The organism is Paenibacillus pinisoli, from assembly GCF_003605435.1.
GTDB lineage: Bacteria > Bacillota > Bacilli > Paenibacillales > Paenibacillaceae > Pristimantibacillus > Pristimantibacillus pinisoli.
Genome location: NZ_QXQB01000003.1, coordinates 768,443 through 779,177 on the forward strand (window position 1 = coordinate 768,443; position 10,735 = coordinate 779,177).

At 48.5% G+C, this 10,735-nt stretch carries 10 protein-coding genes; 1 reads left to right on the forward strand and 9 read right to left on the reverse strand.

What is annotated here, in order from left to right; all coding sequences use genetic code 11:
- Nucleotides 1-39: 39 nt before the first annotated feature.
- The 6 genes from D3P09_RS16810 to D3P09_RS16835 form a co-directional block, all read right to left on the reverse strand.
- Nucleotides 40-825 carry a CpaE/TadZ family protein gene (locus D3P09_RS16810; protein ID WP_120112299.1) on the reverse strand — a complete coding sequence of 262 codons (786 nt, stop codon included), beginning with the start codon at nt 823-825 and terminating at the stop codon, nt 40-42.
- Complete coding sequence (locus D3P09_RS16815) at nt 822-1,394, reverse strand: hypothetical protein (protein ID WP_120112301.1); 573 nt, start codon at nt 1,392-1,394, stop codon at nt 822-824. Before D3P09_RS16815 ends, D3P09_RS16810 begins: the two co-directional genes overlap by 4 nt.
- Nucleotides 1,394-2,473, reverse strand: coding sequence for an SAF domain-containing protein (locus tag D3P09_RS16820; protein WP_120112303.1), 1,080 nt, complete (start codon nt 2,471-2,473; stop codon nt 1,394-1,396). The genes D3P09_RS16815 and D3P09_RS16820 overlap by 1 nt, the downstream gene beginning before the upstream one ends.
- Complete coding sequence (locus tag D3P09_RS16825) at nt 2,470-3,285, reverse strand: hypothetical protein (protein WP_120112306.1); 816 nt, start codon at nt 3,283-3,285, stop codon at nt 2,470-2,472. The genes D3P09_RS16820 and D3P09_RS16825 overlap by 4 nt, the downstream gene beginning before the upstream one ends.
- A gap of 672 nt (nt 3,286-3,957) precedes the next feature.
- Entirely contained in the window at nt 3,958-4,953 is a 996-nt protein-coding gene (locus D3P09_RS16830; RefSeq protein WP_120112308.1) for a cell wall hydrolase, read from the reverse strand.
- A gap of 314 nt (nt 4,954-5,267) precedes the next feature.
- Nucleotides 5,268-6,137, reverse strand: a complete 870-nt coding sequence (locus D3P09_RS16835; protein WP_120112310.1) for an aminoglycoside 6-adenylyltransferase — start codon at nt 6,135-6,137, stop codon at nt 5,268-5,270.
- A 90-nt stretch (nt 6,138-6,227) separates the two neighbouring features.
- On the opposite strand from D3P09_RS16835, the gene D3P09_RS16840 reads away from it, so the two are divergent.
- Nucleotides 6,228-7,088, forward strand: a complete 861-nt coding sequence (locus D3P09_RS16840; protein ID WP_120112313.1) for a pentapeptide repeat-containing protein — start codon at nt 6,228-6,230, stop codon at nt 7,086-7,088.
- An 83-nt stretch (nt 7,089-7,171) separates the two neighbouring features.
- On the opposite strand, the gene D3P09_RS16845 is transcribed toward D3P09_RS16840, so the two are convergent.
- The 3 genes from D3P09_RS16845 to D3P09_RS16855 form a co-directional block, all read right to left on the reverse strand.
- A complete protein-coding gene (locus D3P09_RS16845; RefSeq protein WP_120112316.1) occupies nt 7,172-8,008 on the reverse strand; it encodes a hypothetical protein in 837 nt (278 codons plus the stop codon).
- A 118-nt stretch (nt 8,009-8,126) separates the two neighbouring features.
- Nucleotides 8,127-9,272, reverse strand: coding sequence for a copper amine oxidase N-terminal domain-containing protein (locus D3P09_RS16850; RefSeq protein ID WP_165867474.1), 1,146 nt, complete (start codon nt 9,270-9,272; stop codon nt 8,127-8,129).
- Between the two features lie 675 nt (nt 9,273-9,947).
- On the reverse strand, nt 9,948-10,733 hold the full coding sequence (locus D3P09_RS16855; protein ID WP_120112322.1) for a thioesterase II family protein: 786 nt from the start codon (nt 10,731-10,733) through the stop codon (nt 9,948-9,950).
- Nucleotides 10,734-10,735 lie beyond the last annotated feature (2 nt).

The window sequence follows — 10,735 nt, forward strand, 5'->3', positions numbered from 1 at the left end:
TGATTTACCTCCACTCCACCTGGCTCTCCAGGGCTTCCATTATTGCAGCCACACCATTTTTCTTCCCAAATTGGCTGTTACGATGGCCAAGCATTCCTTCAAATCATTGTTCAGTTCAATCACTCGCGGATCCTTATCCAATATATAAGGGAGTATGGTCTGCAGCTTGCCGATATTGCTTGTTTTTTTAATAAACGGATTATAGGACAGCTTCGCGCATCGAGTATGCTTGATCTTCATGCTCTTGCTCGTCATTCGGAACGCCTCGACATACGGATCATACTGATTGACGATAAATACCAAGCCTTTGGCATTCAGCCTGCCCATAATTTGAGCTTGTTCCCATTGCCGCAGCTTCTCTTTAATCTCGCGCGATTGGGTGACGACCATCACAATAAGATCCGATTCATCGATGATAGACGCTGTAATCTCTTCATAGATTTCGGTGGATACATCTGTAATCACGATCTGATGGCTCAGCCGGTTGATAAAAAACTTCAACAGCTTTGCCGTCTCTTCATCCGTAATTGAGTCAGAGGATGTATCCACAAGCTGCAAATTCGGAACGCCGGGAACCTGAATGCAATAATCAAGAATCTCCTCATTGGAAATGGCATTCGATTCCAGAAGCTTAATGACTTGCGTTAGGCTTCTTGTCTTATCTTCTAAGGGCTTTAAGCCTAGCATTCCGTTAATCGAATTCTTGCTGCCTGTATAGGTAAGGCATGTCGTATAGTTTTGCGTCTGTGCCAAAGCAAGCGCCAGCAGCACGCTGACCGTCGTCCCGCCTTGTCTCCGATCGGGCGATATAACCGAAACTCTCATCGTAACCACTTCCTGTTAAGCAATGTTAGAGAGGACTTGGGCGGCATATTCAGAGAAGGTGTCAGCAAGCTCGCAACTCCCATGTTCAATTCTTTGGAAGGTAGAGCATACAGCACTTTGTAAAACTCAATGTTCTCTACCGTCTTCCATAACAACGGAGTAGGCTGAATATTGACAGCGCCTCGCTCCGGCTTGCCGTCGTACGTTATCTTGAACACTTGGTAATCGCCCAATAAATCGAGGAAAGCCTCCTCTTCTTCATCTGGCTTGTAGCTTTTGACATAAATGATATGCGTCAAATCATCCGGAATCGTATCTTGGATATCGAACACAATATGCTCGAAGTCATCCGGGGAATGGCCGATTTCCCCGAATATTTCATCCGGCGTTGCATCCGATATCGCAATCATGATATTGGCCATATGGCCTTGGGATTCGCCATGCTCCAGCAGACGCTTGTAATGTCTGTTATTGCTTATTAACGCTACATCGCCTGTAGCTTGCAGCAGCTTCAGCAAGGCATAAATGACAGGACGCTTATCCGTATAGCCGTATACTCCAATCTGCATTACTCCACTACACCTTTCTCAATTTCCAGCAATGGGTTGCCCGAAGGAGTACTGGTTCCCGTGCCGGATGAACTGCTTGAACTGCTCGTACCGCTTGAATTGTTTGCGCTGCTCGTACCATCAGTTGCCGAAGGCTCTTGAGCCTGCACTTCGCCCAGTCTATCAATCATCTCCTGGCGTTCTTTCTCGGCATTTTCATATTTGGTTTTGCCTGTATCTATTTTTCCTGTAACTTCGCTTCGCCCAGCAGCTATTAAAGAAGCTTCGAGAACATCGATGTCGAATCGGCCTGCGTCGATCAGATCTCTCGCCGTATTGTTGATTGCGGCGTTCACCTTCGGCATTAGATTTGGATCTGCTGCCATAATAGCCAGTATATTTTCCGGTACCGCGTAGTACGCTTCCGCCGGCTGCTGCATTCCCGGCTCCAGATACTTGGACAAATAGATCGATGCCCCCATCTTGGACTGTAGGAAATAGTCGATTAACGCAGCTTGATAATAGTGAATCTCCGTTTCATTCAGCTTCAGCTTAATGGTATTGTCATTAATCGCCTCAACCCGCTTATGCGGAAGCACAATGTAGTCTTCCCCTCTTGGGTAGATCAGCCTGAAATCAATATAATCTCCGACTTTAAGGCCAATCGGCATCACGCTTGCCACAACGTCAAATTCCCGGACCGTATCATCGACGGGATCCTCCATCACTAAATCCATGGACAGCGGCGTGCCTGGAAGCAGGCCAATCCGATAGTACTTTCCGATGATAGTCTCTGGATTAAGAACCAAACTCTGAGTAACAAAGGATTCCGGCAATTCGCGCTGCACCAAATCCTGCATCTGAATTTCTCTGCCTGCATACAGATCGGTTACGCCATCCCCGACTGTCCATATATTGACCAGCGGGCCGATCCGATCAAGCTCCGCTTCCAAAACGGAAATTCTCGTCTCATAGGTCAGCTTCATTTCTTCCATCTTTGGCTTCCAAATCATATAGTACTGGCCGATATTCGTTCCTATAAACAGAACTGCGACTCCAGCCCATATTAAAATGGTTTTCAGATTCCACTCAATTCTCATTCCTGCGTCCCCCAATAAAAGACCTTTAAACTGCCATCCAGCATAATTACTCTTGATTGGGCCCCATTTTTCTCCAAAACGTAGTCCACATAATAATCGCCATGATCAACCGTAACGATATTCCAGCCATCAAAACGTAAGGATTCCACATAAACAGCGCCTTGTTCAATAGTCGCGTTGTATGTAAAGGGAATTGATTTTTCAATTCCGAGGTTAAGACTTGTCGGGTTTATAAGTGTCGTATCTTCGATGTGTGAGAAATCAAGCACAGCATAACGAGGCGCATCCAGTAATTTTTCATTGAATTTCTTGTTGTAAGCGGCCCATGATAGGCCTTCAAGTGAGGAATAAGCTGATTCGTCTACTTCGGCTCTAATCCACCAGTTTCCATCCGTTTCTATACCGAATTGTTGAATAGGAACTTGAGAACCGCCAGAGCGGACCTTCTTCTGAATATCTTCCGGATTTCCATAGAGCAAATAGATACTAATCTTGTTTGCTAGAGAAGAATCATAATCCTTCGATTCATTTTCGAGAAAATCTTCAACCCATTTCCCCATCATCTCGTTTTGATTAACATATAAATCCATATTATTGTTAAATACACCATTAGATATTGTATTTATTATTCTTTCCATAACCTGTTCCTTGATTAAACCAATATCAGTCTGTTGATTTTGATTCGTCGCATGGAGTATCCCCTCGCTTTCCGCATTTCTGTCACCCCAATAATCTTTCAGAATCCATATAGACAGTGCCATAATCCCTATCAAAACTGGGATCCCAAGCCAATATCGTATACCCTTAGTCATGCAACCACCTGAACAGATAGCATATAGCAGGACAAAATACCCACAATAACCACCACTTCCATCCAAAGTTCATCTAATTTCTATCCTAGGAAAGGTATTCTCGAAGTTCTTTTATGAAGAAATATTGTATAATAATACCTAGGTAGAGATTAGCATATTCAACCTATTGTTTCAAACGTTTTTTTGACATTAATCGGGACTATTCGATTATTTTCATGTATTCTCTCAGCTAATTTTGCCTAGTTTAAGAGACCTAAATACAAAAGATCCTCTCCACTTAATACATTTACATAATATTTTTCCATTTTAAGTAACAAGGACTTTAGTCACTATTTTCAACACTTCATAGCATTTTGTTGATATTTTGTTGATACGGCTTACCATATAAAAAAGTCGCGTTATATGATGAGAGAACAGCCTTCTCTTCATTCATATAACGCGACTTCGCGTTAATCTTTATAGCTAAACCATATAATTTAAAAAAAGTAATGATAATACGCTTTCTTACAACAAACTATCTTGTTTTTCATAAACATTCTGCCATTCTCATTTCCACTCCGTCATTCGGCAGAAAAAACAGATACTAAAGTCACTTTTCCATAAAACGACATATTTACTGATGTTTTTTAAGCTACTTGTTGTTTATTAGTTGTGAACTTTTAGAGAAATTACTTATTTTGCAAAGCTATGATGCCCAATAGTCACAATGACATCCAGACTCGACCAGAACTCGCCTTTGGACACCTTCGGATTGAAGAAGTAGACGGCATCCTCCACGTTGTTCTTGCCGTTCAAGGCATCCTTGGCTGCGCGAAGCACGCTTGCATTCGGCTTGCTCTTGTCGAGCAGCCCGTTATGCGCCGGCGGGAATTGCTTGCCGGAGTAGATAACGCCCTTAACCGTATTCGGGAAGCGTGAGTCCTTCACCCGGTTCAGAATGACATTGGCGACAGCCAGCTGTCCTTCATACGACTCATAGCCTGCCTCAACCTGCGTAATCTTGGCCAGCAGCGTCATATCCTCTTCTGTGAACGCCTTTGCTTTGTTCTTCAATATAGAGGGCATAACGACACGCAATTTCGCGCCAGACTTAATCTCATCCTTCGCATCAAGGCCATTGCGCTCCAGCAGCTTTGCCTTGCCAAGCCCGGTTTCCTTTGCAATCTCGGCTAGCCCGTATTCCTCTGTGACGATTGCAGGCTCTACTGTTGTCAGCTCTGCCGTGTCCGTCTCCGCATCCCACTTCACATTGGCGTGAAGCAGCTCTGCTACATAACGCAGCGGAATGTACATTTTGCCATCAGCCAGGAACGGTGTTTCCTCCAGCTTGTAGCGTCCTTCATTAAAGTACACCGTAGGCACTTCATTGCCTAATACGATCGTATCGCCCAATAAGGTATGTATGGTCGCTTCTTCGTTCTTCTTATCCCATTTCACTTTCGCGCCGAACATCTCTGCCACTCGCGCAACGGGCATATAAATTCGTCCGTCCTGCTTCCGTACCGCTTCTATTATATCCACTGTTTCGTCATCCAGCTTGATTGTAATGCCCTTCGCGACCGGCGGTATATCCGCTGCCGCGACCGAAAGCGGTCCGACGCAAAGCAGCAGCATCGCAATGAATACCATAAGCGTGCGCCTGCCCATCGGCATGCTTCTTCTGATCATAGTAACCTCCCGTTTCAATTGGAACCGTGCGGAACCTGTTATCCATGCTCTTCGCAGATTATATCACAGCTCTAAGCGCTTACAGGATTAACGTTTTCACAGAATTGGCCATTTTTACGTCCAAATTGCGAAAAATTAGCCGCTTGCTTGTCCCGTTTCATGGAAATTACACCTTTTCGCGACGCAAAGCATCTTCCTTTATAGCATTAACTTTTGGGCTTTCACGTTATTTCAATAGCAAAAAATCGATCCCAGCCCTTCAAATTCGTTCAGCTAACAAAAAAGAGCCGCAGTGCGGCCCTCTTCCGTATACGCTACATGCTCTTGGCATCAGGACTCAGCTCTCTAACCCTTTGCCAGTAGGCGGTGACCGCCACATCCTCCTCCAAGGGATAGAGAAAATCAAGCTCGCCGGCCACATATTCGGCAGTCTCCCGGAACAACTCTCCCATTAAGAACAGCGCTTCCCAGACACTATCGTAGCTGCCTGCCGGATACGTCGCCATCAGCTTCTGCCACCTCTCCTCCGGGATATAGCGGTCCAGGAACTTGCCGTTCTTGCCCACACTTAGCGTGAAATCGGTCCGAACCCCCGCTTCCCACTCCAGCATCTTCACCAGCATCGGCCGCATCAGATTGTTCAGATGGTCTTGGGCGTACAGGATTTCCTGCCTCCATAGCCCTTTGGCCACATACGTCGACACCCACCAGAACTCGTTGCAGCAGTCCGCATAAAACGCCGCCGACGGCCGCTTCACCCAATAATCGATGTCCGTCGACGGCGGCACATTAGGGAAGAGTCCATCCTTATCAAGCAGAACCTGCATCAGCTTGTCTTCCTTCACATAATCGTCCTTCTCCTCGATCGGAATAAGCGTCATATCAATGCGGTTGCCGTCCTTGAACAACATCAGATAAGAGAAGCGGTTGCCCAGATCCGGCGGGAACATCGCCATTGCCTCAGGCATCTGCATAATCAATCTCTCGCCGAAAGCATCAATCCAGTCCGGCTGGTCGATGTACGACTGCATATCCGTCACATGAAAGCTGATGTCATAATCCCGGAATAAGTCCTTGGGCACATTAGGATTTGTCCTGGAGCCCTCCAACGTGACGGCCCTTACCCGCTCATCCCCCTCGGCCATGCCCAGCACCAGATTCATCATTTCCTGTTCGCTTCTCATTGTTCTCCTTCTCCTTCCACAATTCGCCTCCCAATGAACTCTACTTCTGTGCTACCATAAATAAATACTAGTCCATGAAGGAGGCGCAAGATGTCTCATCCCTATACAAGCTCTGCGAGCAGTTACTCCGCCCAGCTGCAAGCAGACTGCGAGCGCTGCTTCGGCTTATGCTGCACAGCGCTGCCGTTCTCCGCATCGGCAGACTTCGCCATCGACAAGGCAGCAGGGCAGCCCTGCACCAATCTGCAAGCGGACTACCGCTGCGGTGTTCACCGTGACCTGCGCAAGCTGGGCTTCAAGGGTTGTACCGTATACGACTGCTTCGGCGCGGGCCAGCATGTATCGCAGGTTACCTTCGAGGGGCGCGATTGGCGCAGCCATCCAGACCATGCACAACTGATGTTCGAGGTGTTCCCCGCCATGTGGCAGCTGCATGAGCTGCTCTGGTACATGAACGAGGCGCTAACCCGTCCGGAAGCAGCCGAGATTCATAACGAGCTGCAAAGAGCGATTGCCGAGACGGAACGGCTTGTGTCGCTCGACGCGGACTCCCTGCTGAAGGTAGACGTACCCGGCTGGCGGGCAGAGGTGAACCAGTTGCTGCTCCGCGCCAGCGAGCTTGTCCGTCAGAATGAGCTCCGCCGAATCAAGAACCCGAAGGGCGGACGCAGAAAGACATACGGACGAGGGGCCGACCTTATTGGCGCCAACCTGAAGGGCGCCGATCTGCGCGCGGCCAATCTGCGCGGCGCTTATCTGATCGCCGCCAATCTGAGAGATGCCGACTTGCGGTCGGCCGACCTCATTGGCGTAGACTTCCGAGATGCCGATCTGCGCGGCGCCGATCTATCAGGAAGCCTCTATCTCTCGCAAGCCCAGATGAACTCGGCAAGGGGCGATGCAGCAACCCGTATTCCGCCAACGCTGACGCGGCCGGCCCACTGGAGCTAGCGTATACAACTGGAACTAGCGTATGCAGGCAACGAAAGTTTTCGCTGCCTGTCGCTTTTTCTGGGCTTATATCCCAATATCATCTAAAGATCATGCTCATAGATTCTCTTCTCTTCATTCTTCAAATTCAAGGAATTCAAGGCGTCCACTACAATATCTCGAATCTGCCCATCATGCCATAAAACGAAGTTTTGCTGAAGATCACGAACCATAGCCAACTTGGAAACTGCGGGGGCCGTACTCATATACCGCCTCAGCTCTTCGATATCCAGACTTTCATCTTTATGTACGTAATACGGAACATGGATCTCACCTTCCCCAAAGTTGCCGATCACGCCAAGCAAGTCCTGCGTCTTAGCGGCAACTCTTTCTTGGCGCTGCTGGGCTAAGTCCTCCAAATGCTGGTATGGGTTCTCGATATAAGGCAGCGAAATACGCTCCTTTACCAACCGGATAATATCATTTTTCTGCTGCACCTTTTCCTCCGATGGCCGGTAAGGCGACGCTTCCTCTTCCTCCCTCCAACGTTGCTTCGCTGCACGATAGTCCTCCTCCGTTGCGAAAGTATTGTAGAACAGCTCCTCGTCTGTCAGCACTATGCTCAGAAACTCCTTAATGTCGTTAGCTATGATTTTGGTAGGACCGTCAAAATCCATCGGACTGACGCATACAACGGTCGCATGCTCCAAATCCTCCGCCATCCCAAAATCCGTCAGAAAGCCGTAATGAATGCCGTCCCCTCCAGTTGTGCCAAATACCACAACATCGCAAGGCGTATTGAAATATCGCATCGCGCCTAACTCCAAATAAAAATTCAGCCCCGTGTAAAAAGGCTCTTGCCCGCCTAATTCATCCTTCAGACGAATAAGCTCCTTCAAGGTAGGCGGCACCTCATACGAACCGTAGTTTCTATTTTTCATCCCCGTCTCCATCCTTCTCCCGATTGAAGCTCTATACGTTACGCAGCTGCCACTGTACGGTAACGAGTTAGCAGCCCAGCGAGAATAGAAGCCGCCCTGAATAGGACGGCTTCACACTTTATTGATTTGACAGATCAAAAACATATTGCGTTATTACATTATCAATGAACAGATAATGCGCCAAAATCAGCTTGTTGTCTTTAATCTCAACAACTTTCAAACCGTCCCATCGACTGAACTCGTAGCCTATTTTTTCAAGCGACTGAAAAATCCCCCAGGTTTCCTCATCCAATACCGCTTCTGCGAGCAGCGTCGTCTCCTTGGTATTCCGGTCAACAAGCGTCAGCCACCCTGTACGCTCCGGCCGTACAACCATATAGTTGTCATCGAACCACTCAACTTGGTAGTCTTTATCCTCGTAGCCGGTCAAAGCTTTAAGGTCATGCTTGCCTACCAGTTCTCCTTCCAGATTCATTTCATAAAGCGTAGCACCGTCTATTAGAAGCGCATTGTTGTTAGCCGATCGTTCTATATTGTTATTTGGATGCCAATAATAAAAGGTTCTAGTCTCAAGAGTAAGCTTTTGATTAGCAATCACTAATTTATAGATGACATTATTAAAACCGGGTTCCCCAAAACTATCGTAGACTTGCAGCACATGAACATTAGCCGACAATGATTCTACTGTAAACTCCGATGAGCCGAGCACCTCAGCCTTTGTATCCGCAATCAGCTTGGCAGAGTCCGCGTTGCTCGCGCTGTATAGCTTGCCGTTCGTCTTTTCCAGCCAGTAGCTGGTTGCGTCTTGAGTTGTGTATATGTACTTGGTTTCCATCGTGATATTTACACGGCGTTCCTTCTCATGCCAGTCGACCTGGGCTCCAAACGCTTCGCTAATGAATCGAACCGGCACATAGACAACGCCGTTTTTGTTATAAGGGACAGTCCTTAGTTCCACATTTTTGCCATTAACCTTCGCTTGCTTGCTGCCTAGCGCCAGCTCGATGCGCGCCTGCGGATTCGTGATGACGATACGCTTGCCCTCCGGAATCCAGGTCGTCTTGCTGTTCAGCAGGTTGCCGATTTCCCTCAGCGGCAATTGTGTCGTACCGTTCTGAAGAATAGGCGGATTCTGAAGCTCTACCTCTCCGTTATTGTGAGTAACGGTAACCGGCTTTCCGGCCGCATCAGCTTCCCCAGGCCAGACTGTTGCCATTAAGGCAACGGACAGCATCAGTGCGAGTACCCATTTGCTTTGTTTCATCCTTAATTCCTCCATCGCCAAAAAATACGCTCTCTAGTTAAACGCCCAAAATCAGTAAAAGGTTTCCTTTTTAGGAGTTGTTTTTCACACTCCATAGAAAAAAGGCAGCCCATTAGAGCTGCCTTAGTATAAATAGATAATGGACACAACGACAATTCACTCTATTCGCCGACTCCGCACCTGTAACGCCGCCTCACATCGCTATTTCGCTCTATTCGCCAATTCAGCACCTGTAACGCCGCCATACAACGCTATTTCGCTCTATTCGCCGATTCCGCACCTGTAACGCTGCTACGCAACGCTAATTCGCTCTATTCGCCGATTCCGCACCTGTAACGCCGCCACACATCGCTAATCCGCTCTATTCGCCGATTTCGCACCTGTAACGCCGCCATACAACGCTAATTCACTCTATTCACCGATTTCACACCTGTAACGCCGCCACACATCGCTAATTCGCTCTATTCGCCAATTCAGCACCTGTAACGCCGCCACACATCGCTAATTCGCTCTATTCGCCGATTCCGCACCTGTAACGCCGCTACACAATGCTATTTCACTCTATTCGCCCATTCAGCACCTGTAACGCCGCCACGCAACGCTAATTCGCTCCTTCTGCCCTCTCGCTTTCCAAAAAAGCACGGCCACCTGCAAGAGAAGGCCTGGAGCCGCTTATTAGGCTGAAGTATGTTGATGCAGGATGCGATCCAGCCTATCTGAGAGCAGCTGAAGCAGCTGCGGGGCTTCGCTATGAATGAAGAAATGTCCGCCAGCCAGCATATGAAGCTCGAATGCCTGTCCGCTCTGCGTCTCCCATGCCTGGAGGTCGTCCTGCGGAATGCCGGAATCGGCTGTTCCGCCGAACGCGGTCAAGCCGCAAGGAAGCGGAGGGCTCTCCGCATAGACATACGTATCGCAGAGCTGCATATCCGCACGGATCGTCGGCAGATAAAGCTCCATCAGCTCATCGTTTTGCAGCAACGCCTCCGGCGTGCCATTCAACCGTCTGAGCTCTTCCTTCAGCTCATCATTGGACAGCAGATAACGTCCTTGATCCGTCCGCGGAAGCTGGACAGCCCGGAAAGCAGAGACGAACAGATGCTTGAGGCTGCCCGGAAACGGAAATACGGACTCCAGCCGCTTCGCGGACTCATAAGCAAGCATCGCACCCATGCTATGGCCGAATAAGACGAATGGCTTGTCGCCTAAGTAAGGAATCAGAACAGCCAGCATCGGCTCGATAACCGCGTCCAGTACGCCGACCGGCTTATCCATAAATCGATTGCCGCGCCCCGGCAGCTGAATCGCAACAACCTCAATGTCCGGCGATAACGACGCCGGCCATTCCCGGTAGATCGTTGCGCTCCCTCCCGCGTATGGGAAGCAGACCAGGCGCAGGCGGGCGCCCGGATTCGGCTTCGGAATATGCAGCCAAGGGCTGTCGGTTCTCTGTGGATTCATAA

What these genes read in the sequence shown, in the direction of transcription:
- D3P09_RS16810 (WP_120112299.1), bottom strand. Translation starts at nt 825, where the DNA reads ATGAGAGTTTCGGTTATATCGCCCGATCGGAGACAAGGCGGGACGACG.
- D3P09_RS16815 (WP_120112301.1), bottom strand. Translation starts at nt 1,394, where the DNA reads ATGCAGATTGGAGTATACGGCTATACGGATAAGCGTCCTGTCATTTAT.
- D3P09_RS16820 (WP_120112303.1), bottom strand. Translation starts at nt 2,473, where the DNA reads ATGAGAATTGAGTGGAATCTGAAAACCATTTTAATATGGGCTGGAGTC.
- D3P09_RS16825 (WP_120112306.1), bottom strand. Translation starts at nt 3,285, where the DNA reads ATGACTAAGGGTATACGATATTGGCTTGGGATCCCAGTTTTGATAGGG.
- D3P09_RS16830 (WP_120112308.1), bottom strand. Translation starts at nt 4,953, where the DNA reads ATGATCAGAAGAAGCATGCCGATGGGCAGGCGCACGCTTATGGTATTC.
- D3P09_RS16835 (WP_120112310.1), bottom strand. Translation starts at nt 6,137, where the DNA reads ATGAGAAGCGAACAGGAAATGATGAATCTGGTGCTGGGCATGGCCGAG.
- D3P09_RS16840 (WP_120112313.1), top strand. Translation starts at nt 6,228, where the DNA reads ATGTCTCATCCCTATACAAGCTCTGCGAGCAGTTACTCCGCCCAGCTG.
- D3P09_RS16845 (WP_120112316.1), bottom strand. Translation starts at nt 8,008, where the DNA reads ATGAAAAATAGAAACTACGGTTCGTATGAGGTGCCGCCTACCTTGAAG.
- D3P09_RS16850 (WP_165867474.1), bottom strand. Translation starts at nt 9,272, where the DNA reads ATGAAACAAAGCAAATGGGTACTCGCACTGATGCTGTCCGTTGCCTTA.
- D3P09_RS16855 (WP_120112322.1), bottom strand. Translation starts at nt 10,733, where the DNA reads ATGAATCCACAGAGAACCGACAGCCCTTGGCTGCATATTCCGAAGCCG.